Genomic DNA, 22,905 nt, shown 5'->3' with positions numbered 1-22,905 from the left:
GGAGGTCGGTCGTCATGCGGGCCCCTTCAGGGGGAGTCGTACGTCCACGCGCCACACCCCGTCGGCGGGGCCTGCCCGCACGGTGCCGCCGAGGAGCCTGGCCCGGTCGGTGATGCCGCGCAGGCCGTGGCCGCCGCCGGGGCGGGACGCGGGGGCGCCGTCGGGCAGCGGGTTCTCCGCGATGATCTCCAGGTCGATGTCGTCCACGGCGATCCTCAGGGTCACCGGGGCGTCGGGGCCCGCGTGCCGCAGCGCGTTGCTCAGGCTCTCCTGGACGATGCGGTAGGCCTCGCGGGACACCATCGGGGGCAGGGCGTCCGGGCCCTCGGGGCCGAGCTCGACCGTGGCCCGCACCCGCAGGCCGCCCGCGCGGGTGCGCTTGAGGAGCCCGTCGAGGTCGGCGGCGAGGGTGGGGGCGGGAGCGGTCGGACCTGCCTGGTCGCCGCCGCCCTCCCGCAACACCCCGAGGACCGCGTCGAGTTCGCCCACCGTGCGCCGGGTCGTCTCCTCGATGGCGGCAAGGGCATCGCGGACGAACTCCGGGTCGTGGTCGAGGACCCTGCGGGCGGCGCTCGCCTGGAGGGTGACCGCGCTCAACGCGTGGCCCACCGAGTCGTGCAGCTCCCGCGCGAGGCGGTTGCGTACGGCGAGGTCCGCGGCGCGCTGCTCGGCCGCCGCGAGCCGGTCGGCGGGCGACGGCCCGAGGAGTTCGGGCGCCCAGCGCGCGAGCAGGCCGCCGGCCGCCGCCGCGCACCCCGCGAGCGCGACGAGGGAGAGGATCCCGATGACCGGGGAGAGCGCCAGCATCCAGCCCTCGCCGAAGACTTCGGGCATGCCCATCCGGCTGTCCCACAGCACCGCCGCGAACGGCACCGCGACAAGCACCGCGGCGAACGGCGGTAGCGCGAGGGACATTCCGCTGATGATCCCGCCGAACCCGAGGTGCAGTGTGAACCACCCGACGGTGCGTCCGCGCGCCTGCCGGGACCGCGCGGGCCCGTCGGCGAGCGCGTCACCCGGCACGTCGCACAGCGCGCGCACGGCGGCCACCGACATGGGCCGCGTGAGCGGGAACAGCGCGGTGATCGCGGCGAGCGGCAACCCCACGACGAACGCGCCGAGTTGAGCGGTCAGCGAGCCGAGGAGGATGTCGTCGCCGAGCAGCGGCCCGACGATGACCGAGCCCACGAAGACGTACGGCATGGCGAGGGCGCCGCCGAGGATCAGATGGATCCACCGACGCCGCGCCCGCCGCCCGAACAGGACCGACAGAGCCGTCAGGGCTGCCGTGGAAGCCTTCACGCGGAGACCCGCGGTTCCGAAGTGGCCGCGCCCGCCCGCTCCTTGAAGAACCGCACGCCGAGAATGACCACAAGGGTCCCGATGATCACCCGCACAGCGTAAGTCAGGATCATGGGCGTCGTCGGCTGCTCGGCGATGTCGTCGACGCCGCCGAGCGAGGCGAACAGCAGCCAGCCGCCCCAGCAGGCGACCGCGCCCGAGCCGAGCCAGGCGAGGGCGAGCGGCACCTTGACGGGCAGCTTGACGGTCAGTGCGGACCCTTGTCGGAACGCGAGGAGGAGGCCGCCGTTCACGGCGGCGCAGAGGTAGAGGAGGTCGAGACCCTCCAGGACGTAGAAGTCGGTCGTACGCTCGTCGATCCGCGCCTCGTTGAGGGCGAAGGTGGAGCCGGTGGCCCAGAGGATGTTGAGGGTGGCGGGGGCGAGGGCGAGAAGCGCGGCGGCGAGGGCGAGGCGGCGGGTGCCGTTCGGGACGGTGCGGGGGAGATCCTGGACACGGCCCCGCCACACATGGCCCCAGCGATCCCGTGTGTAGAGGACGAACAGGGCGCCGAGGGTGAGGCCTTGGAGGATGAAGCCGCCGTAGACGACGCCGAAGACCCACTCGTCGAGAAAAGCGCGGTTGCCGCCGCTGTCCGCAGAGGGGCGGTAGACGCTGCCGCCGAGTGCCTTGACCAGGAGCTGGAGGGGGAAGCCGGCCATGATCGGCGTGAGGAGACCGGTGGCGGCCCACATGGGGAACGCGAGCAGCCAGGCGGGGGTGCGCAGGCCCCAGGGGCGGGTCAGGAGGAGGGCGAGGAGGATGACGCTCGCGTCCATCAGCAGGGTGAGGGTGTTGGCGAAGATCATGGTGGTGCGGTGCTCGAGGAGGCTGCTGCCCTCGGGGATGCCGATGTGGCTTCCTGCGATCCAGGCGATCTTGAGGGTGAGGTAGGGGAGGGCGGCGAGGATGGCGATGGTGCGGAGGGTGCGGCGGGTCGGGCTCATGGTCCCTACGCTCCCGGGGCGAGGCCCGGGGGGCGTCCTGCGTGACGATGATCTGGGTCCGCCGTGCGGGGGAGGGGGTTTGTTCTTTCCCCCACCCCCGCCCCTTCCCGAAACCATGGGGCTCCGCCCCCTGGACCCCCGACAAGATGTCCTCAATCGCCGGACGGGCTGAAATTCAGCCCGTCCGGCGATTGAGGACGAACTCGGCGGAGCCGGTGATGACGGCAAGCAAGGCCCCCGCGCCAGAGCAATTCAGCCCTCCAGCACAAGCACGTCCTCGGCGATCTCCGCCCCCCGCGCATGCGCGAACCCACTGGCCCGGGCCGTGACCCGGAAGCCGCACTTCTCAAGCACCCGCAGGGACCCCGCATTGTCCGCCGCCGCCCGCGCGTACAGCGGACGCTCCGGCACCTCCGCAAGGAGCGCACGCAAGGCGGCCGTGGCGAGGCCCCGGCCCCAGTAGTAGCGGTCGATCCAGTACGTGACCTCCCGCTCGCCGGGCTCTCCGTACACCGCCGCGCTCCCCACCACGTCACTGTCCGCGAGGACCGTGCGCGCGACGACGTCGGCCGACTCCCGAAGCCCCTTCCAGTGGGCTTCAAAGAGCGTCCAGTCCGCCGTCTTCGGCGAGGTGAACGCGGCGACGTGGTTCGACTCGGGATCGTTCATCTGCCGGTAGAAGACCGGGAGATCGCTGTCGTGGACCGGGCGCAGAGTGACATCCATACTGACCATGGTCAGAGCCTACGAGTTGCCAGTGTCAGTCGGTCCCGCGCGTCGAACAACGCGTCCTTCACCATCTGTTCGTGCGCGGGCGTCAGCCGTGCCACCGGTACGGAGCAGCTGATCGCGTCCCGCGCCGGCGTGCGGTACGGGATCGCGACGCCGAAGCAGCGCAGGCCGAGCGTGTTCTCCTCGCGGTCCACGGCGAAGCCCTGCTCGCGGACCGTGCGCAGCTCCTCGATCAGCTTCTCGCGGTCGGTGATCGTGTGCTCGGTCAGCGCGGGCAGCGTCTCCGGAAGCATCTTGCGGACCTGCTCGTCGGTGTGGGTGGCGAGCAGCGCCTTGCCCAGGGACGTCGAGTGGGCGGGAAGGCGGCGGCCCACCCGAGTGAAGGGCCGCAGGTAGTGCTGCGACTGGCGCGTGGCCAGGTAGACGACGTTCGTGCCGTCGAGGCGCGCCAGGTGGATCGTCTCCGTGGTGTCGTCCGAGAGGCGGTCGAGCGTCGGCCGCGCCGCCGCCACCACCTCGTCACCGTCGATGTACGAGGTGCCGACCAGCAGGGCCCGCACCCCGATCCCGTACCGCGTGCCCGTCGCGTCCGTCTCGACCCAGCCCAGCTCCACCAGCGTACGAAGGAGCATGTAGAGGCTGGACTTGGGATACCCGACGGCTTCCTGGACGGCGGCCAAAGAGTGCATTCCGGGACGTCCCGCGAAATATTCGAGCAACTCCACCGTCCGCACAGCGGACTTGACCTGTGCCCCGCCAGTCTCGCCAGCCGACATCGCCCTTGACCCCTTAGTTCGACGAGAAATAGTCTCCGAAGCCTCCGCTATTCATCATCGGAGACAGTGTTCAGCATATCGAACAGCCCAGGTGGGTGGCAGCACATCTGAGGCATCACCTCTGGAGGAGCCCGCGGTGGCAGCAACACCAGTCTGGAGTGTCGACCCCCGAACCGGGAAGCAGCGCGAACAGGTTGCGGTCGAGGCCACAGCCCAAGAGGTGGACGAGACGGTACGCGCCGCCCTCGCCGCCCAGGACGCCCTCGCCGACCGCACCGTACGCGCCGCCTTCCTGCGCTCCGCGGCCGAACTGCTCGACGCGGCCAAGGACCACCTGGTGGAGGCCGCGGACGCGGAGACCGCGCTCGGTCCCGTCCGGCTCACCGGTGAACTCGCCCGCACCTGCTTCCAGTTGCGGGCCTTCGCCGATGTCGTCGACGAGGGCGGGTTCCTCGGCGTCGTCATCGACCACCCCGACAGCAGCGCTACGCCGCCCATCCCGGACCTGCGGCGCTACAAGATCCCGCTGGGCGTCGTGGCCGTCTACTCCGCGTCCAACTTCCCCTTCGCCTTCTCCGTCCCCGGCGGCGACACCGCGAGCGCGCTCGCCGCGGGCTGCCCCGTGGTCGTCAAGGCGCACCCGGACCACCCGGCCACCTCCGAGCTGGTGGCCGCGACGCTGCGGCGGGCCGCGGCCAGGCACGACATCCCCGAGGGCGTCGTCGGCCTCGTGCACGGCTTCGACGCGGGAGTCGAGCTCGTCAAGCACCCGCTCGTGTCCGGCGCGGGCTTCACGGGCTCGATCCGCGGCGGCCGCGCCCTCTTCGACGCGGCGGCGGCGCGCCCCGTGCCGATCCCCTTCCACGGTGAGCTCGGCTCCCTCAACCCGGTCGTCGTGACCGAGGCCGCCGCGGTCGAGCGCGCGGAGGAGATCGGAGCGGGCCTCGCGGGCTCGATGACGCTCGGCGTGGGCCAGTTCTGCGTCAAGCCCGGCCTGGTCTTCGCGCCGGCGGGCGCGGGCGGCGACCGGCTCCTGAAGTCCCTGACGGAGGCCGTCAGTGACACCGAGGCCGGGGTGCTCCTCGACCACCGGATGCGGGACAACTTCGTGGCGGGCGTGCGCGAGCGCGGCGAACTGCCGGACGTGGACGCGCCGGTGACGCCGGGCGCGGGCAGCGAGCACACGGTGAGCGCGGGCTTCCTGACGGTCCCCGCGGCGAAGCTCGCCGCCGAGGGCGAGCACGATCTGCTCCTGGAGGAGTGCTTCGGCCCGGTGACGGTCGTCGCGCGCTACGAGGACGACGCGGAGATCACCGCCGCCCTCGCCCGGCTCTCCGGCAACCTCACGGCCACGGTGCAGCTGTCCGCCGAGGAGGCCGCGGGCGAGGGGCGTGGGGCCGCGCTGCTCGCCGAACTGACGCCGCTGGCCGGGCGCGTGCTGGTCAACGGCTGGCCGACCGGGGTCGCGGTGGCGCCCGCGCAGCACCACGGCGGGCCGTACCCCGCGACGACGTCCACCTCAACCTCCGTGGGCGGTACGGCGATCGAGCGCTGGCTGCGCCCTGTCGCGTACCAGAACACGCCTGCCGCACTGCTGCCGCCCGAGCTGCGGGACGACAACCCGCTGGGGCTGCCGCGGCGCTACGACGGGCGCCTGGAACACTGACGCCCATGGACGTCAACATCCCCGAACTGCCCTTCTCCCTGCGCACGTACGGCCCCGACGGCAACTGGTCCTACGAGGACGGTGTGCTCACCGGCTGGGCGGGCTGCCGGCAGGACCGCTTCGTGCCGCCGACGGGCGAGGCGCTCGACCCCGCGTCGGACGCGCCTCGCCTCCTCGGCGCGCCCGAGGGCGACTTCCAGCTGATCGCGCGGGTGACGGTCGGTTTCGCGGCGGCGTTCGACGCGGGCGTGCTGTACCTGCACGTGGGCGACCGGGAGTGGGCCAAGCTCTGCCTGGAGCGGTCGCCGGACGAGGCGACGGTCTGCACGGTCGTCACCCGCGGCCGCTCCGACGACGCGAATGCGTTCGTGGTGGACGGCAGCAGCGTCTGGCTCCGCATCAGCCGCACGGGCTCGGCGTTCGCGTTCCACGCGTCACTGGACGGCAAGCGGTGGACGTTCGTCAGGATCTTCTCCCTCGGCGAGGAGAAGACGGCGGGCGCGGCGCTGGTGGGGTTCATGGCGCAGTCGCCGGTGGGGGAGGGGTGCGTGGTGACGTACGACGGAATCGAGTTCCGTCCGAACTGGCCCCAGGGCCTCAGGGACGGGTCGTAAGGTCCGGAAACTTCCAGCCCGTCCGGCGTTTGAGGACGAACTCGGCGAAGCCGGTGATGAGGGCAACCAAGGCCCCCGCGCCAGCGGGTTTTCGGGAAGGGGCGGGGTTGGGGAAAATCAGCGTCCGCGCCGCAAGCCCAGCGTCGCCACCCCCGTCACCGCCAGCAGCCCCGCCGCGATCAGCAGACTCACCCGCATCCCCGAGACGAAGTCCCCCGCCACCAAGCCCCCGAAGGCCGCGATTCCCAGGCCGCCCGACACCTGGCGGGCCGAGTTGAGGACCCCCGCGGCCAGGCCTGCCCGGTCAGCGGGCACCGCCTCCATCATCGCCGCGGTGAGCGGCGGAATGGTCAGCGCGCACCCCAGGGCCAGCGGCACCATGAGGAACGCGAGGCCGAGCGCAGGCGTCGATGCGTCGGCGAACAAGAGCGCCAGCAGGCCCAGTACGGCGACCGCCTGCCCCGCCAGCATCGGCGTCCGCGGACCGACCCGCGCCGCCAGCTTCCCCGCCACGACGTTCGTGACCGCGATGAGCCCGGTCATCGGCAGGAACATCAGTCCGGCCCACAGCGCCGAACGCCCCTGCACCTCCTGGAAGAAGAGGCTGAAGACGAAGACGAGACCGTAGAAGGCGACGCTGCACGCGGCCCCTGCCGCGACGGTGATAGCGACCGTGCGGTCACGGAAGAGACCCAGCGGCACCACCGGGTGCGCCTGCCGCGCCTCCGTCCGCAGGAACGCCACGCCCGCCGCCACCGCGACGACCAGGGCGAACAGACCCGTCGTACCGCCCTCGATGACGGCGAAGGTCAGGGCCGTCAGCGTCAGGACCGCGAGCAGCTGCCCCGGCACGTCCAGGGGCGCGGGCCGCCGCTCCGAGCGCGGGGCCCGCAGCAGCAGGACCAGCGCCACCGCGCCCAGCGGTACGTTGATGAAGAAGATGCCGCTCCAGTCCCACGCCGTGGTCAACGCACCGCCCGCGACCGGGCCGAGGGCCACCGCGACCGAACCGCCCGCCGCCCAGAGGGCCACCGCGCGCGCCCGCTTGGCCGCGTCGGAGTAGGCCTGGCGCACGAGGGAGAGCGAGGCGGGCAGCACCACCGCGGCCGCCACGCCCTGCACCACCCGCGCGCCGATCAGGACGGGCAGCGACGGTGCGAGCCCGCACGCCACCGAGGCGGCCGTGAACACCGTGATGCCGATCGCGTACGCCCGGGTCGCGCCGATCCGGTCGGAGAGCGCGCCGGTGGAGAGCATCAGGGCGGCGAAGGCGAGGGTGTAGGCGTCCACGACCCACTGGAGCCCGGACATGCCGCCGCCCAGCGAGTCGCCGATCGCGGGCAGCGCCACGTTCACCACGGAGGCGTCGAGCGTGATCAGGGCGAAGCCGAGCATGGCGGCCGTGAGAGTGAGGCCGGGGGACGTCCGGCGCTTGTCGTCGCGGCCGGGCACGGGGTGGGGTGCCTGCTGCGCCTGCTGCGTCAACCGCCCTGTGGGGCGGGAGCCTTCGGTGAGGTCGTTCGTTGCCATGCCCATGAGTCTGCGGACGGCGGCGTGACTACAGTAGTGGCCTGAATGCCATACCTCCGGAGGTTCTGGCCATGCGCCGCCCGAAGCCCGCCCACCGGTCGAAGCCCGCCCAGCGGCCGCCCCACCGCGTCGCCGTCATCGCGCCCTCGCCCGTATCGATGTTCAACCTCGCGATCCCCGAGATGCTCTTCGAGAAGGTCGAGGTGGACGGTGGACCCGGGTACGAGGTGGTCGTCTGCACCCCGCAGCCCGGCACCATCGCCACCACCGGCGGGCTCAGCCTCCAGGTGGAGCACGGGCTCGACGCAGTGCGCGACGCCGACACCCTCCTCGTCGCGGGCACCGGACACCGCTACGAGCCCGACCCGCGGACCGTCGCCGCCGTCCGCGAGGCCGCCGAAGCGGGCCGGCGCATCGCGTCCATCTGCAGCGGTGCCTTCGTGCTCGCGGAGGCGGGACTGCTCGACGGGCGCAGCGCCACCACGTACTGGCAGCTCGCCGAGGAGCTGCGCAGCCGCTACCCCGCGCTCGACCTCAAGGGAGACGTCCTCTACGTGGAGGACGGGCAGGTCATGACGTCCTCCGGGTACGCGGCGGGGATCGACCTGTGCCTGCACATCATCCGCACCGACTACGGGGCTGCCGTCGCCAACCAGGTGGCAAGGGCCGCGCTCGTCGCCCCCGTACGGCCCGGCGGCCAGACCCAGTTCACCCAGACCCCGCTCCCTCCCGAGCGCGGCGAGGCCTGCGCCGACACCCGGGGCTGGGCCATGCGCCACCTCGACGAGCCGCTCACGCTCGCCGACCTCGCACGGCAGGCGGGCGTCAGCGTGCGCACCCTCACCCGGCGCTTCCACGCGGAGAGCGGGGTGAGCCCGCTGCAGTGGCTGCTCCACCAGCGCATCGAGCGGGCCAAGGAGCTCCTGGAGACGACCTCGCTCTCCATGGACCAGGTGGCGCGGGCCTGCGGGCTCGGCACCGCCGACTCGCTCCGCGGCCACCTGGTGCGCCGCACCGGGCTCACGCCGAGCGCCTACCGCGCCCAGTTCAGCCGCCTCGGAACTCAAAGCGTCCGGAACACGTCTATCGCAGCGTGATCCACTCAGCACTCCCCACGACGATGCGGACCGTGATGCCGACCGTCATACGCAGCGCCGTCACCGCCGACGCCCCGGCCCTCGCGGCCCTGCACGCCCGCGCCCGGGCCACGTACTACCCCGAGGGGCTGCCGGACGAAGCCGTCGACGGGACGGCGATGTGGCAGGCGGGCATCGAGCGCCGCGGCGGGCATGTGCTGTGCGCGGTCCGCGAGGGCCTGATCGTGGGCCTCGCGTCGTTCCGTACGCCGGAAGGCGAGGCCGCGGACACGGTGGTGCTGTTTCAGTTCCACGTCGATCCTGACCACTGGAGGGCGGGCGTCGGCGCGGACCTGCACGCCGCGTGCGTGGAGGAGTGGCGGGCCGACGGCATCCGGGAGGCCTCCCTGGACGTCCACCGCGAGAACCGCCGGGCCCAGGCCTTCTACGTACGCCACGGCTGGCGGCCCGAGGACCCGGGCGAGGGCGCGAGCACTCACCTGCGGATGCGGCTGTGCCTGACGGACCTGCCCGCCGGGGAATGAGCGGGGCAGGTCGTACGTTCTTCAACTGACCGGAGGGACCCTCCGTACTACCGTTCGACCTGAAGAGAGCTAGTCACATGCGCGTCGAGATCTGGAGCGACATCGCCTGCCCCTGGTGCTACGTGGGCAAGGCCCGCTTCGAGAAGGCACTCGCCGCCTTCCCGCACCGCGACGACGTCGAGGTGGTGCACCGCTCCTTCGAGCTCGACTCCTCGCGCGCCAAGGGCGACAGCGGGCTCGTGATCCCGATGCTCGCCAAGAAGTACGGCATGAGCGAGGAGCAGGCCCAGGAGGCCGAGCGGAACCTCGGCGTGAACGCCTCATCCGAAGGCCTCGACTACCTCACCGAGGGCCGCGACCACGGCAGCACCTTCGACATGCACCGCCTCCTGCACTTCGCCAAGGAACAGGGCAGGCAGGACGAGCTGCTCGGGCTCCTCTACCGGGCCAACTTCGCCGAGGAGCGCTCCGTCTTCGACGACGACGAGCGCCTCGTGGAGCTCGCCGTCGCGGCCGGTCTCGACGCGGACGCGTCCCGCGCGGTGCTCGCCGACCCGTCCCGCTACGCCGACGACGTACGCACCGACGAGCGCGAGGCCGCCGAGCTCGGCGCGAACGGCGTGCCGTTCTTCGTCCTCGACCGCAAGTACGGCGTCTCCGGAGCCCAGCCCGCCGACGTCTTCACGCAGGCTCTGGAGCAGGCGTGGGACAGCCGCTCACCGCTCACCACGCTCGCGGACGGCGACGCCTGCGGCCCCGACGGCTGCGCCGTCCCGCAGGCCTGAAGCGACGACGCGTAAGCGGTACTCACCGGTCGCCTTCACACATCGGTGATGGACGTGGGCGCGGACGGGCGCGAGAGTTGATCCCATGGGGATCACGCATGGCGCCGAGTTCGCGCCCACGTCGACGTATCTGAACACGGCGAGCTGCGGTCTGCTGCCCGCCAGGGCCGTCGAGGCGATCCAGCGCCTCGCGGCCGAGAACGGCGCGGGCAGACGGGGCGGCTCGGGCGACTTCGAGATAGTGCAGGCCGCCCGTGAGTCCTTCGCGCGGCTCGTCGGCGTGCCGCACGCGCGCGTGGCCAACGGCGGATCGGTCGCCGTCCACGCCGGGCTGATCGCCGCGTCACAGCGGCCCGGCTCCGAAGTCCTCTTCCCCGAGGGCGACTTCAGCTCGATCATCAACCCCTTCGTGGTCCGCGGCGACCTCAAGCTCCGTTACGCGCCCCTTGAGGACCTCGCCGACGCGATCCGCCCCACCACTGCCCTCGTCGTGTACTCCGGCGTGCAGTCGGCCGACGGCTGTCTCGCCGACGACACGGCGGTGCGCGAGGCCGCCGCCGCCCACGGGGCCCGCACGCTCAACGACGCGACGCAGGCGGCGGGTTGGCTGCCCTTCGACGCGAGTCTGTACGACTACACCGTCACCGGCGCCTTCAAGTGGCTGCTCTGCCCGCGCGGCACGTCGTTCCTGACGGTGAGCGAGGAGGCGCAGGAGACCCTCGTCCCGCTGCACGGCGGCTGGCTCGCGGCGGCGGACACCTGGAACTCCACGTACGGCCCGCTGTCGGAACTGGCCCCCGACGCACACCGTTTCGACGAACCTCCCGCCTTCCTCGCGTACCACGGAGCGGCGGCGGCCCTGGCGTACCTGGAGGAGACCGGCGTCGAAGCGGTGCACGCCCACGACACCGCGCTGGCGGCCCGCTACCGCGCCGGGCTCGCGGAGCTCGGCCACGTGCCGGTGCCCGGCGCGTCCCCCATCGTCTCCGTCCCCGGACTCGCCGACAGGGAGCCCGAGTTGAGCCGGGCCGGGATCATCACGGCCGCGCGGGCGGGGCACCTGCGAGCCTCGTTCCATCTGTACAACACAGAGGCGGACGTGGACCGGATCCTCGACGTGCTCTCCGGCTGAACCCTGGCGCGCCGGGCGGCGGGGCGCTAGGAAGGCATGACGGGGTGGCCTCACGAGGCGGTGGTGTCAGTGGCTCAGCAGCCCCATCGGGACGCCGACCTGCACCAGCGCCTGGTGTACGGCGACGAGACGGCGCTAGCCGAGGCCTATGACGCGTACGGCGCCCTCGTCCACCGCGTCGCGGGGCGCGTCACCCGCAGTCCGGCCGCGGCGGAGGACGTCGCCCAGGAGGTCTTCGCCCATCTCTGGTCGAGGCCCTACGCGTTCGACGCACGGCGGGGCAGCCTGCGCACCTGGCTGTGCATGCTGGCGCATCGGAGGGCGGTGGACTGGGTACGCGGCGAGGAGCGCCACCGCAAGGCGGCCCACGCCGACGACGCGACCCTGCACACCATCCCCGCCCCGGACCCGCCCCCGGAAGACGTGGTCATGGCACGAGAACGCTCCCTGCTCCTCCACTCCGCACTGGCGAGACTTCCGCTCCCGCAGCGTCAGGTGGTCCACCTCGCGTACTTCGCGGGCTGCACGTACCGCCAGGCGGCGGTGGAGCTCGGCATTCCGGAGGGCACGGCGAAGACCCGCTTACGGGCCGCCCTGCGCAGACTGGCCGAGGCCCTGGCCGACCCACCGGACCAACCCGGCTCGGCACTTGCCGACGCTCCAGGCGAAAGAGGCGCGTGATGACCACGGATCACGAAGCCGTACGTGAACTTCTCGGGGCCTGGGCCGTCGGCGCGCTCATGCCGGGTGACGAGCGGACGGTCGCCCCGCATCTGGCCGACTGCGAGCCGTGCGCGGCGGAGGCGACGCGGCTGCGGGCGACGGTGCGGCACCTGGACGGCCCGCCTCCGGCCGACAGCGGGCCCGCCCCGGCGGACCGGGGCCTGGCCCTCGCCCTGCGCACCCGCCCGGCGGCGTCCCGTACGGCTCCGCACGCCGCTCCGTACGCTGCCGCCGTGGCCGGACTCCAGGCTCTGCTTGGGGAGTTGGAGGAGAGCGGCGCCTGGGGAACCCCTGTCGTGCACGACTGGAACGTCCACGACACCATGGCGCATCTGCTGGCCGCGGACGAGCCGTTGGCCGTGCGGCTCGGTCTGCGCGGGCCCGGGCCGTGCGACGGGGCGGACGGGACGCCGTGGCGTGTGGCGTGGGCCGCGCGTACGGAGTCGGTCCTGGCCCGGGAGCGGGCCCGCACTCCCGCGCAGACCGTGGCGTCCTGGGAGAGTCAGGCCGCCGCGCTGCTCTCCTGTCCCGAGGCGTACGACCCCGAACTGGCGGGGCGGGCCACGATGTTGATGGGGGCGCGGCTGCCGGTGGCGGACCACTTCCTCGTCCGGGCTTTCGAGGCATGGGTGCACTCGGACGACATCGGCAGGGCTCTGGACATACCGGTCCCGGCGCCCCGCACTCCCCATCTCTGGCAGCTGGTGCGTCTGGCCGTACGGATCCTGGATCTGGCCCTGGGCTCCAAGGCGCCGGCCGTCGCGCTGACCCTCGCCGGGGAGGGGGGCGAGGTTTCCTGGATCCTGGGCGGTGGCGGGGCGGAGCCGGTGAGGGCGGAGCTGGTGCTCGACCCGGTGGACTTCTGCCTGCTCATGGGCGGCCGGGTCTCCCCTGCGGGGGTGGCGAAGGGAATCTCCGGCAGCGAGGCCGCCGCGCAACAGATCCTGACCCGAGCAGCGTCCCTGGCCTGGCTCTGACCCCGCAGCGCCCCCTGAACGAACAAGCTCTCCCGCCCACCCGCCCGATTGCCCCGCAGTGACCAGCGATTACTCGCAGTCGGCAGCGCTCGTGAGGGGACGTGCCGGTATGTCTGCCCGGAGCACGGCTCCCGAAGGCTCCGGAGCCGAAGCAGCCCCACGGCCACCGGACGATAGCGAGGACGGACATACCGGCGCGGCCCCGCCCCACAACCGGACCGGCACCGCCCCCCCCCGCGGAGGCCTAGGCCCCGCCCCCCGCGCTCCTCGCCTCCAGGGGGCAGTCAGCCGTTTCCGTGCACAGGTTCGCTTCCACCCGGCCGAGGAGCCGTGCCAGTTCCGCCCGTTCGTCCTCGTCCAGCCCCTCCAGCGTGTGCGTCTCCAGTTCGCCCCACGCCCGCTCCACCTCCGCCAGGAGCCCGCAGCTCGCGTCCGTGGCCTCGACGAGTACCGCGCGGCGGTCGGCCGGGTCGGGGCGGCGCAGTACGTGTCCTGCCTGCTCCAGGCGTTGCAGCATCTTCGTGACCGTCGACGGGTCCAGGTCGACCGCCTTGATCAGCTCCGACTGCCGCACAGGCCCCGCGTCCCAGAGGCACATCATCACGAATTCCTGGCCGGGGTAGAGCCCGAGCCCCCTCAGCGCCTTGCCCGCCGCGATCCGGTGCAGCCGGGCCACCCGGCTCACGGTGTGGCTGACGGGCCCCCGCCGCGCCGCGGTGGGGAGCTCGGTACAGGCGGGGTCGGCCGAAGCCTTCATCGGGGCTCCTGAGGGGGAGAGGGGGTGTGCTCCTCCAGATTAGCTTGGCCGGCCAAGGAATGCGCTACAGTGACATCCGGTTCGATTACTTGGCCGACCAATAACTTTCCCTGGGGGCACCAGATGACCACCGCGTTCGACTCCCTCGACCTCGCGGGCACCCCGCTCGCCAACCGCATCGCCATGGCTCCGATGACCCGAAGCCGTGCGGGCCAGGGCGCCACCGCCACTGACCTCACCGCCGAGTACTACGCCCAGCGCGCCTCGGCCGGCCTGATCATCACGGAGGGTATTCAGCCCTCCGTCGTCGGCCAGGGCTATCCGGACACCCCGGGCCTGCACTCCGCCGAGCAGATCGCGTCCTGGCGCAAGGTCACCGCCGCCGTCCACGCCGCGGGCGGCAAGATCTTCGCCCAGATCATGCACACCGGCCGCATCGGCCACCCCGTACTGCTCCCCGACGGCCTGGTGAACGTGGCACCCTCGGCCGTCGCGGCCGAGGGGCAGGTCTACACGGCCGAGGGTCCCAAGGACTTCGTCACGCCCCGCGAGCTGACCGGCGACGAGATCCGCGCCACCATCGCCGACTTCGTGGCCGCGGCCCGCAACGCCATCGACGCGGGCTTCGACGGCGTCGAACTGCACGGCGCCAACGGCTACTTGATCCACCAGTTCCTGGCGCCGGGCTCCAACCGGCGCACCGACGAATGGGGTGGCACCCCGGAGAACCGCATCCGCTTCGCGGTCGAGACCGCGAGGGCGGTCTCCGCCGAGATCGGCGCCGCCCGCACCGGCATCCGTCTGTCTCCCGGCAACCCCTTCAACGACATCTCCGAGCCCGCGGACGAGCTCGAGGCCACGTACACCTCCCTGGTCAAGGAGCTGAGCGCGCTGGACCTGGCGTACCTGCACGTCATGGAGGTGGGGCCGATCCGCGACCTGGTGACCACCCTGCGCGGGAGCTTCAACGGACCCTTCATCCTGAACCCCGCGACCGAGGGCCCCACGGGGCGCGACGCGCTCGCCCTGGTCGAGGACGGCACCGCGGACGTCGTCGCGTTCGGTGCGCTGTTCCTCGCCAACCCCGACCTGCCGGCCCGCCTCAAGGCCGAAGGCCCGTACAACACGCCTGACCCGGCGACGTTCTACGGCGGCACGGAGAAGGGCTACACGGACTACCCGGCGCTGTAACCCCGTACCACCCACAGCACAAGCACCCCGAACCAAGTGTGGCCCGGCACCCCCAGGTGCCGGGCCAACTCTCGTACGAGACCGCTTACTTCAGAGACTGCTTAATTTCAGAGACTGCCTACTTCACCGGAGTGAAGTCCCGAGCCCCAATGTATTCCGGCCGCCGGACCGGTGCCGCGAACGGCTCCACCGCCGTGTTCTCCACACTGTTGAACACGATGAAGACGTTGCTGCGCGGGAACGGCGTGATGTTGTCCCCCGAACCGTGCATGGCATTGCAGTCGAACCAGGTCGCGGAGCCCGCCTCACCGGTGAAGAGCCGGATGCCGTAGTCCGATGCGAGGCTGGTCAGCGTCCCGTCCGAGGGAATGCCCGCGTCCTGCATCTGCAGGGACCGCTTGTAGTTGTCCTTCGGCGTCGCGCCTTCACAGCCGAGGAACGTCTTGTGCGACCCCGGCATGATCATGAGGCCGCCGTTGGTGTCGTGATTCTTCGTGAGCGCGATCGAGACGGAGACGGTCCGCATGTTCGCGAGCCCGTCCTCGGCGTGCCAGGTCTCGAAGTCCGAGTGCCAGTAGAACCCGGAGGCTCCGAAGCCGGGCTTCACGTTGATCCGGGACTGGTGGACATACACGTCGGAGCCCAGGATCTGCCGGGCCCGACCCACCACTCGCGGGTCGGCTGCGAGCTTCTTGAACAGCTCGCTGATCTTGTGCACCTCAAAGATGGTGCGGATCTCCTGGGAGCGCGGCTCCACGATGGAGCGCTCGTCCGCCCGCATCGTGGGGTCGTCGATCAACCGCGTGAGCTCGGCGTGGTAGACGCTCACCTCGTCCGGGGTGATGAGCTGGTCGATCGCCAGGAAACCGTCCCGTTCGAACCCCGCCAGATCATCGGCCGCGATGGGCCCCGGCGTACCCGGCTCGGACCACACGACGGGGTCCTTGCGCTCGATGAGGACCTCTTCGGTGCCTCGGGTCGGGTACAGGTCGGCGGTGCGTTCGGGTGCGGTGGTCATGGTGTTGCCTGCCTCTCCTCTCGTACGGCCCTTTCCGGGATGTACACCCCCGCCGCCCAGAGGAAGAGGGCGGCGAGGGAGATTCAGGGGGCGTGCTCCGGCTAGGCCGGCTCCGGCTCCGTGAGCAGCGGGTACACGCCGTTCTCGTCGTGGTCCTCACGACCCGTGACGGGCGGGTTGAAGACACAGATGCAGTGGAAGTCCTCCTTGATCCGCATCGTGTGCTTCTCGTGCCCGTCGAGCAGGTACATCGTGCCCGGCGTGATCGTGTACTTCTCGCCGGTCGTGTCGTCGGTCAGCTCGGCCTCGCCCTTGGTGCACACGACGGCCTCGATGTGGTTGGCGTACCACATCGACGTCTCCGTACCCGCGTACAGGATGGTCTCGTGGACCGAGAAGCCCACCCGCTCCTTGGCGAGGACGATGCGCTTGCTCTCCCAGGTGCCCGAAGCGGCCTTCACATGCCGGTCGGTGCCTTCAATGTCCTTGAACGAACGGACGATCACGGTGAGTTGGTTCCTTTTCTCTTACGGGGGTGAGGAGGCGGGCGGCCGGGCCGCCGCCGACGCGGCGGCGGCCCGGCGCACCGCTCAGGCGGTCTCGCGCACCGCGCGGGCGAGCGTGCGAAGTCCTTCGTCCAGCTCGTCGGCGGTGATCGTCAGCGCCGGAAGGAGCTTGACGACCTCGCTCTCGGGCCCCGAGGTCTCGATGAGCAGGCCGAGTTCGAAGGCGCGCTTGGCGATGGCGCCCGCGCGTGCCTTGTCGATGAACTCCATGCCCCAGACGAGACCGCGGCCGCGGTACTCCTTGATGGCGCCGGGGTTCTCGTCGACGATCGCCTTGAACGCCTCCTCGACCTGCTCGCCGCGGGCACGGGTCTGCTTCTCCATGGCCGGGCCGTCGGACCAGTAGGTCTCCAGGGCGGCGGCGGCCGTGACGAAGGCCGGGTTGTTGCCGCGGAAGGTGCCGTTGTGCTCGCCCGGCTCCCAGATGTCCAGCTCGGGCTTGAACAGCGTCAGCGCCATCGGCATGCCGTAGCCGCTGATGGACTTGGACACCGTCACGATGTCCGGCGTGATGCCCGCCTCCTCGAAGGAGAAGAACGCGCCGGTGCGGCCGCAGCCCATCTGGATGTCGTCGACGATGAGCAGCATGTCCCAGCGCTTGCACACGTCGGCGAGCTTGCGGAGCCACTCGGCGCGGGCGACGTTGATGCCGCCCTCGCCCTGCACCGTCTCGACGATCACGGCGGCGGGCTGGTTGAGGCCGGAGCCCTGGTCCTCGAGCAGACGCTCGAACCAGACGAAGTCGGGGGTCGTGCCTTCGAGGTAGCGGTCGAAGGGCATCGGCGTGCCGTGCACCAGCGGAATGCCGGCGCCGGCGCGCTTGAAGGCGTTGCCGGTCACCGCGAGCGAGCCGAGCGACATGCCGTGGAAGGCGTTCGTGAACGACACGATCGACTCGCGGCCCTTGACCTTGCGGGCCAGCTTCAGCGCGGACTCGACGGCGTTGGTGCCCGTCGGGCCCGGGAACATGACCTTGTACGGAAGGTCACGCGGGCGCAGGATGATGTTCTGGAACGACTCGAGGAACGCGCGCTTGGCGGTCGTCGACATGTCGAGTCCATGGACGACGCTGTCGCGCTCCAGGTAGTCGATCAGGGCGCGTTTGAGGACCGGGTTGTTGTGGCCGTAGTTGAGCGAGCCGGCCCCGGCGAAGAAGTCGAGGTACGAGTGGCCGTCTTCGTCGAACATGCGGCTGCCCTGCGCACGGTCGAAGACAGTGGGCCAACCGCGGCAGTAGCTGCGCACCTCCGACTCCAGGGTCTCGAAGACGCTCAGGTCGGGCTGGGTGATGGTCACAGCAGATCTCCTGGGAGATGGAAAGACGTGGGAGGTGGGGGGAGTGACAGGTGGTTCGTGGGGGGGAAAGGGCGGAACTCAGCCGACTGGCTCGACCGGTTCGATCTGCGCGGCTTTCCCGGTCTGTGCGATCGGCTCGATCAGGAACAGGACCTCGGGCTCGTGCCCCTCGTCGGGGAAGAGTCCGGCGTCGAAGAGCACCGTGCGCTCGACGGACGCTCCGTGGCGCTGTGCGTACGAGGTGAAGAGCCGCTGGGACGGTGCGTTGTCCGGCGTGATGGTCGTCTCGACCGAGACCAGCTCCCGGTCGGCGGCCACCTTGGCGGTGAGGCCGTCGAGCAGCGCACCGGCAAGGCCGCGGCCGCGGTGCGCCTGGTCGACGGCCACCTGCCAGACCACCAGGGTGCGGGGCCGCTCGGGCCGGATGTAGCCGGTGATGAACCCGGCGGGCTCACCGTTCGAGTCCCTGGCCACCACGGAGGTCGCCGCGAAGTCGCGGCACCACAGCAGGTAGCTGTACGAGGAGTTGAGGTCCAACACCTTCGAGTCGCGTGCGATGCGCCAGATCGCGGCGCCGTCGGCGACGTCGGGGGTGTCGAGTCGCAACCCCTCGGGCATTTCCAGGGAATTCGCTAGCAGGTCGGTCGGTAGATCGGCTTGTGCAGCGGTCATGCGGATTGAATTTACCGAGCAATTTCTTTAATTGCATCGCCGGGAGGGGTTACGTCAGAGCGCCCGATGTGTTATCACGCGGGGGTGCGCGCCCGCAGGAATCCCCGGCGGTATGGCCTGATTTGATGGGGTCATACGGTGCATAGCGGGCGCGTTGTGGAGTACGTCACAGAACCGTAACTCCCTCGAAGCATGTCCGAATTGTGAGACTTCGCCCTGTCGAAATCTTAGTGTTTAGGTCTCCGGAAAGCGGGCAGAAGAATACGGGAAGCTGTGCTCATAAAGTGGATAAAGAAGCGGTGAGAATTCGTCCGTGAATTTACGTAGAGTATTTACGGCCCCGTCACCCCGTCGATCCCCTCCCTGAGAAGATCGACGTGACCGCCCCGCCGCGCGTACTCCTCGATGAGGTGGACCAGGATCCAGCGCAGGCTGACCTCGGCGCTGCCCGTCACGGCCGCTTCCCGCTCGCTGAGCCGCCCGACGTCGTCCAGCGAGCGTCCCTCGCAGATCTCCCGGCCCCCGCCCCGCCCCCGTACACCGACGGCACGCCCCGCCCGGCTAGCACCCGCTGGAACCAGTTCCGCTCCACCTCGGCCAGATGCTGCACGAGAGCGGCCGTCCGGGAGCGTGGGCGCGGCGGTCACGCCGCCACGCGTGCTCAGACGCCTACTGCCAGGCGGCCGTCACCGCGCGCCGTGCCGCTTCGAGGTCGACCGCGAGGCCGGTCTCGCCCATCGCGGCGCCCAGCGCGGCGAGCGAGGCGTGCACCACTCCTCGGGTCGCGTCCGGACCGTAGTGGTTCACCCGGATCATCTCCGTGGCAAGGGCTCCGCCGCCGGCGACCAGCGGAAGCACCGGGTCCGCGGAGAGGGCCTTGGCGACGAGCTCCGAGGCGTCGACTCCGTCCGGGGCCCGCAGCGTCGTGGCGACCGGAGCGGCGTCCCTCGCCTCGTGGACGTACGGCGTGAGGCCGCCGCCCAGGGCGATCGCGCCCGCACGCGTCGCCGCGGCGGCGGTGGCGTGCCGCGCCATCAGCGCGTCGAGCCCCTCCGCCTCGATGCGCTCCACGCACGCTTCGAGCGCGAGCATCTCCAGCTGGGCGGGCGCGTGCAGGAGCGCCTTCCTGCCGCCGTCGATCCAGCGCTCCTTCCAGTCCAGGAGGGAGAGGTAGGAGCGGCGCGGCGCCCGCGGGTTGGCGGCGAGGCGCGTCCAGGCCCGCTCGCTCACGGAGACGGCCGAGACGCCTGCCGGGCCGCCCATCGCCTTCTGCGCGCCGATCACGCACAGGTCCACGCCCCACGCGTCCGGGAGCAGCGGCTCGGCGGCCACCGAGGCGACGGCGTCGAGCATGAAGAGGGCGCCGTGCTCGCGTACGGCCTCACCGATCTCGGCGACCGGATTGGTGTTGCCGGTCGCGGCCTCGGCATGGACGAGCGAGACGAAGTCGATCTCAGGGTGCTCGGCGAGGGCCTGGCGCACCTGCTCGGCGGTGACGGCCGTGTGGAAGGGGACGGCGAGGTCGACGACCGTCGCACCGCAGTCCCGCAGCCAGTTCCCGAAGGTCTGCCCGTAAGGACCGGTGATGACGTTCAGCGCGGTCGTGCCGGGCTGTGCCGCGCCCCGGATACACCCCTCCAGGGGGAGCAGCGCCTCGCCCTGCATGATCACGACGTCCTGCGAGGTGGAGAGCAGCCCGGCGACGCGCTCCTCGATGGAGGCGAAGTGCTGGGCGCTCAGGGGGGCCAGGTCAAGGAATGGATGCGTCGTCACGTGTGTCGTCACGGTGCTGCTCACTTCGCTGCTCACTTCGCTCACGAGTTCGTTCGGGCTGCCGGACCGAGCGTACCGACAGGCTCCTAAGCTGCTGTACATGAGCGATCACACGGTGCTGCACGTGAAGGGGCGGGTGCTCGTCGGCCCGGACGAGGTCCGGGACGAATTGTGGGTGGTCGGGGGCAGGGTGACGTACGACCGCCCGGCGCGGGCGGCGGACGTCACGACGATCGAGGGCTGGACGCTCCCGGGCCTGGTCGACGCGCACTGCCACGTGGGCCTGGACGCGCACGGCCCGGTGGACGCGGCCACGGCCGAGAAGCAGGCGCTGACCGACCGCGAGATCGGCGCACTCCTCATCCGCGACGCGGGCTCCCCGTCCGACACCCGCTGGATCGACGACCGCGAGGACCTCCCCAACATCATCCGGGCGGGCCGCCACATCGCGCGTACGCGCCGCTACATCCGCAACTACGCCCACGAGATCGAGCCCTCCGACCTCGTCGCGTACGTCGCCCAGGAGGCGCGGCGCGGCGACGGCTGGGTCAAGCTGGTCGGCGACTGGATCGACCGCGACGCCGGGGACCTGACGGCGTGCTGGCCCCGGGCCGAGGTGGAGGCGGCGATCGCCGAGGCGCACCGCCTGGGCGCGCGCGTGACGGCGCACTGCTTCGCCGAGGACTCCCTGCGGGACCTGGTGGAGGCGGGCATCGACTGCATCGAGCACGCGACGGGTCTGACCGAGGAGACGATCCCGCTGTTCGCGGAGAGGGGCGTCGCGATCGTCCCCACGCTGGTGAACATCGCGACGTTCCCGCAGCTCGCGGACGGCGGTGAATCGAAGTTCCCCAAGTGGTCGCGGCACATGCGGCGGCTGTACGAGCGCCGATACGACACGGTGCGGGCCGCGTACGACGCGGGAGTGCCGGTGTACGCGGGCACGGACGCGGGCGGCTCACTGGCCCACGGCCTGGTCGCCGCCGAGGTGGCCGAGCTGCGGCTCGCCGGAATCCCGGCGGTGGACGCCCTGTCGGCGACGACATGGGGAGCGAGGTCCTGGCTGGGACGCCCCGGCCTGGTGGAGGGAGCACCGGCGGACCTGGTGGTGTACGGGGCCGATCCCCGGGAGGACGTGGGGGTGCTGGCGGCGCCGCGGAGGATCGTGCTGAACGGGAGGGTGGTGGGGTAGGCGGATTCAGCCCGTTGTGGGGGTCCCGGTCCCGGCGGAGCCGGGTTCTCGGGAAGGATCGGGATCGGGGAACGAAAAGGCATGGCCACCCGCCGTGAGCCGCCGGGCTCCCTCGGGCCCCCATTCGAACCTGACCCCGTACGCGCCCTGCGCGCACCACTCCTCGCCACTCGTGCGCCGCGTCTGTCCCATGTGACTCATATTGACGGAGCGTTACGCAATCGGGCCTCGGTTCGTTACACATCATTCGGCCACGGCGTCGGCGTCAACCGACGTGTTCGAGCCAGGGAGTTGCTCGGGTGGTTCGGGGGAACGTCCGTGCCTGAAGAATCGAAAGCAAGGGCGGAAACCTCCCTTTGGAGTGAACTCACGCTCGGTCGCTGGCTATTCACTCTCAGTGCGTAAAGATTCCCCCTGTCGATGTTGCCGGTGTCGTGCTCAAGCGATGTCCCCATCCAGCGAAGCGCGAGGCTTCCGGCGACTCCGTATCTCCTGTGGGGGTTCCACCACCTTGAACAGCAACACCTTCCGCATGCCCGCGCGCCGCATCGGCGTGATCGCCACCGCCACGGTTCTCGCCGCGGGCCCCGCGGCGCTCGCCACCGCGGGCCCCGCGTCGGCGACGGGCGGCGACAAGGGCCGCGCGAACGCCGTCGTGCTGCGCACCGGGCTCGACGTGTCCCTGCTCAACAAGACCCTGAACGTCCCGCTCAAGGTCTCGCTCAACGAAGTACAGGCACCGGCCAGCGCCGGGAAGACCGCGCTCACCGCCGAGCTTGACGGGGTCAACGGCGGACAGCCGTTCAGCGTGCTGCGGGCGGACGTCGCCACCGCGAAGGCGAACGTCGAGGACGGGAAGGCGGAGGGCTACAGCAACATCGCGCGGGCGAAGGTGCATGTGCCGGGCCTGCCGCTGCTGTCCCTGATCGAGGTCGAGCAGGTGACGTCCAAGGCGGTCTGCGCGGCGGGCGAGCGGCCTGTCGCCGAGGCGAATCTCCTTGGCGGCGTCACGGTGCTCGGCAAGAAGGTCACGCTGTCGGCGGGGGGAACGACGCAGGTGAAGGTGCCGGGGGTCGGTGAGGTGCGGCTCGACCTGTCGAAGACGCATACGACGTCGCGTACGGCGGCGGCGTCCGCGCTGGAGCTGAAGGTGTCCGTGAACCCCCTGAAGCTGAATGTCGCGGAGGTGGAGGGGACGGTGACGCTGGCCGGGGCCTCCTGCGAGGCGCCCGCTGCGGTGAAGCCGCAGGGGGGTGTGGAGGAGAAGCCGGTGGCGACGAAGCCGCAGGAGGCGAACCTCGCCGAGACCGGGGGGAACTCGGCCACGCCGTACCTGGTGGGGGGTGCGGTTGCGCTGCTCGCTGCGGGGGGCGGGGCGGTGGCGATGACTCGCCGGGGGCGTAAGGGCTGAGGCGGGGCGGACCCTGCGGGGCTTTCCCCACTGCGCCTGTTAGCGCGCTCCGCGCGCGGGCACCCCTTCCCGAAACTGGGGCTCCGCCCCAGACCCCGCTCCTCAAACGCCGGAGGGGCTGATTCCCCGCTCACCCACCCGATTGCCCCGCGGCTGAATTTTTAGCCCGTCCGGCGGTTGAGGAC

General features: G+C 71.2%; 22 protein-coding genes and 1 pseudogene. 11 read left to right on the top strand and 12 right to left on the bottom strand.

The window, feature by feature from the left end:
• Nucleotides 1–12 precede the first annotated feature (12 nt).
• From E5671_RS14080 to E5671_RS14065, 4 genes are all read right to left on the bottom strand, one after another.
• The gene (locus tag E5671_RS14080; protein WP_336605751.1) at nucleotides 13–1,302 is read right to left on the bottom strand and encodes a sensor histidine kinase; all 1,290 of its coding nucleotides are present in this window, start codon (nucleotides 1,300–1,302) and stop codon (nucleotides 13–15) included.
• Nucleotides 1,299–2,288, bottom strand: a complete 990-nt coding sequence (locus E5671_RS14075; protein WP_160504309.1) for a hypothetical protein — start codon at nucleotides 2,286–2,288, stop codon at nucleotides 1,299–1,301. The genes E5671_RS14080 and E5671_RS14075 overlap by 4 nt, the downstream gene beginning before the upstream one ends.
• 252 nt (nucleotides 2,289–2,540) lie before the next feature.
• A complete protein-coding gene (locus E5671_RS14070) occupies nucleotides 2,541–3,014 on the bottom strand; it encodes a GNAT family N-acetyltransferase (RefSeq protein ID WP_160510176.1) in 474 nt (157 codons plus the stop codon).
• A gap of 11 nt (nucleotides 3,015–3,025) precedes the next feature.
• Entirely contained in the window at nucleotides 3,026–3,796 is a 771-nt protein-coding gene (locus E5671_RS14065; RefSeq protein WP_160504308.1) for an IclR family transcriptional regulator, read from the bottom strand.
• Nucleotides 3,797–3,932: 136 nt separating this feature from the next.
• Between E5671_RS14065 and E5671_RS14060 the strand changes: the two genes are divergently transcribed.
• Both E5671_RS14060 and E5671_RS14055 read left to right on the top strand, forming a co-directional pair.
• Nucleotides 3,933–5,462, top strand: a complete 1,530-nt coding sequence (locus E5671_RS14060) for an aldehyde dehydrogenase family protein (protein WP_160504307.1) — start codon at nucleotides 3,933–3,935, stop codon at nucleotides 5,460–5,462.
• 5 nt (nucleotides 5,463–5,467) lie between these two features.
• Nucleotides 5,468–6,076, top strand: coding sequence for a DUF1349 domain-containing protein (locus E5671_RS14055; protein WP_160504306.1), 609 nt, complete (start codon nucleotides 5,468–5,470; stop codon nucleotides 6,074–6,076).
• 117 nt (nucleotides 6,077–6,193) lie between these two features.
• Here E5671_RS14055 and E5671_RS14050 read toward each other — a convergent pair whose 3' ends face one another.
• Nucleotides 6,194–7,606, bottom strand: a complete 1,413-nt coding sequence (locus E5671_RS14050) for an MFS transporter (RefSeq protein ID WP_160504305.1) — start codon at nucleotides 7,604–7,606, stop codon at nucleotides 6,194–6,196.
• Between the two features lie 71 nt (nucleotides 7,607–7,677).
• Between E5671_RS14050 and E5671_RS14045 the strand changes: the two genes are divergently transcribed.
• The 6 genes from E5671_RS14045 to E5671_RS14020 all read left to right on the top strand — a co-directional run bounded on the left by E5671_RS14045 (nucleotide 7,678) and on the right by E5671_RS14020 (nucleotide 12,844).
• Complete coding sequence (locus tag E5671_RS14045; RefSeq protein WP_160504304.1) at nucleotides 7,678–8,703, top strand: GlxA family transcriptional regulator; 1,026 nt, start codon at nucleotides 7,678–7,680, stop codon at nucleotides 8,701–8,703.
• Nucleotides 8,704–8,738: 35 nt separating this feature from the next.
• Nucleotides 8,739–9,227, top strand: a complete 489-nt coding sequence (locus E5671_RS14040; RefSeq protein ID WP_237330577.1) for a GNAT family N-acetyltransferase — start codon at nucleotides 8,739–8,741, stop codon at nucleotides 9,225–9,227.
• Nucleotides 9,228–9,304: 77 nt separating this feature from the next.
• On the top strand, nucleotides 9,305–10,012 hold the full coding sequence (locus E5671_RS14035; protein WP_160504303.1) for a DsbA family oxidoreductase: 708 nt from the start codon (nucleotides 9,305–9,307) through the stop codon (nucleotides 10,010–10,012).
• Between the two features lie 85 nt (nucleotides 10,013–10,097).
• Complete coding sequence (locus E5671_RS14030) at nucleotides 10,098–11,144, top strand: aminotransferase class V-fold PLP-dependent enzyme (protein WP_160504302.1); 1,047 nt, start codon at nucleotides 10,098–10,100, stop codon at nucleotides 11,142–11,144.
• A gap of 36 nt (nucleotides 11,145–11,180) precedes the next feature.
• A complete protein-coding gene (locus tag E5671_RS14025; RefSeq protein WP_160504301.1) occupies nucleotides 11,181–11,825 on the top strand; it encodes a sigma-70 family RNA polymerase sigma factor in 645 nt (214 codons plus the stop codon).
• On the top strand, nucleotides 11,825–12,844 hold the full coding sequence (locus E5671_RS14020; protein WP_160504300.1) for a maleylpyruvate isomerase family mycothiol-dependent enzyme: 1,020 nt from the start codon (nucleotides 11,825–11,827) through the stop codon (nucleotides 12,842–12,844). The genes E5671_RS14025 and E5671_RS14020 overlap by 1 nt, the downstream gene beginning before the upstream one ends.
• 244 nt (nucleotides 12,845–13,088) lie before the next feature.
• Here E5671_RS14020 and E5671_RS14015 read toward each other — a convergent pair whose 3' ends face one another.
• On the bottom strand, nucleotides 13,089–13,601 hold the full coding sequence (locus tag E5671_RS14015) for a MarR family winged helix-turn-helix transcriptional regulator (RefSeq protein WP_160504299.1): 513 nt from the start codon (nucleotides 13,599–13,601) through the stop codon (nucleotides 13,089–13,091).
• A 123-nt stretch (nucleotides 13,602–13,724) separates the two neighbouring features.
• Here E5671_RS14015 and E5671_RS14010 point away from each other — a divergent pair, with 123 nt between their 5' ends.
• Nucleotides 13,725–14,792: an alkene reductase gene (locus E5671_RS14010; RefSeq protein WP_160504298.1), complete on the top strand. Its 1,068-nt coding sequence runs from the start codon at nucleotides 13,725–13,727 to the stop codon at nucleotides 14,790–14,792.
• 118 nt (nucleotides 14,793–14,910) lie between these two features.
• Here E5671_RS14010 and thpD read toward each other — a convergent pair whose 3' ends face one another.
• From thpD to E5671_RS13980, 6 genes and pseudogenes are all read right to left on the bottom strand, one after another.
• Nucleotides 14,911–15,810: an ectoine hydroxylase gene (gene thpD / locus E5671_RS14005; protein ID WP_160504297.1), complete on the bottom strand. Its 900-nt coding sequence runs from the start codon at nucleotides 15,808–15,810 to the stop codon at nucleotides 14,911–14,913.
• 101 nt (nucleotides 15,811–15,911) lie between these two features.
• On the bottom strand, nucleotides 15,912–16,316 hold the full coding sequence (locus E5671_RS14000) for an ectoine synthase (protein ID WP_160504296.1): 405 nt from the start codon (nucleotides 16,314–16,316) through the stop codon (nucleotides 15,912–15,914).
• Between the two features lie 84 nt (nucleotides 16,317–16,400).
• Nucleotides 16,401–17,672, bottom strand: coding sequence for a diaminobutyrate--2-oxoglutarate transaminase (ectB, locus tag E5671_RS13995; protein WP_160504295.1), 1,272 nt, complete (start codon nucleotides 17,670–17,672; stop codon nucleotides 16,401–16,403).
• 78 nt (nucleotides 17,673–17,750) lie between these two features.
• Nucleotides 17,751–18,344 carry a diaminobutyrate acetyltransferase gene (ectA, locus tag E5671_RS13990; RefSeq protein ID WP_202121116.1) on the bottom strand — a complete coding sequence of 198 codons (594 nt, stop codon included), beginning with the start codon at nucleotides 18,342–18,344 and terminating at the stop codon, nucleotides 17,751–17,753.
• Between the two features lie 332 nt (nucleotides 18,345–18,676).
• A pseudogene (locus E5671_RS13985) lies at nucleotides 18,677–18,957 on the bottom strand (mycothiol transferase); the annotation flags it as partial.
• Nucleotides 18,958–19,013: 56 nt separating this feature from the next.
• On the bottom strand, nucleotides 19,014–20,117 hold the full coding sequence (locus E5671_RS13980; protein WP_160504294.1) for an aminotransferase class V-fold PLP-dependent enzyme: 1,104 nt from the start codon (nucleotides 20,115–20,117) through the stop codon (nucleotides 19,014–19,016).
• A 100-nt stretch (nucleotides 20,118–20,217) separates the two neighbouring features.
• Between E5671_RS13980 and E5671_RS13975 the strand changes: the two genes are divergently transcribed.
• Both E5671_RS13975 and E5671_RS13970 read left to right on the top strand, forming a co-directional pair.
• Nucleotides 20,218–21,309, top strand: coding sequence for an amidohydrolase family protein (locus tag E5671_RS13975; RefSeq protein WP_160504293.1), 1,092 nt, complete (start codon nucleotides 20,218–20,220; stop codon nucleotides 21,307–21,309).
• A gap of 511 nt (nucleotides 21,310–21,820) precedes the next feature.
• Entirely contained in the window at nucleotides 21,821–22,720 is a 900-nt protein-coding gene (locus E5671_RS13970) for an SCO1860 family LAETG-anchored protein (protein WP_160504292.1), read from the top strand.
• Nucleotides 22,721–22,905 lie beyond the last annotated feature (185 nt).

Source organism: Streptomyces sp. BA2 (assembly GCF_009769735.1).
Taxonomy (GTDB): Bacteria; Actinomycetota; Actinomycetes; order Streptomycetales; family Streptomycetaceae; genus Streptomyces.
The sequence above is the reverse complement of the archived record's forward strand: the minus strand, read 5'-3'. Positions and strand labels throughout refer to the sequence as shown.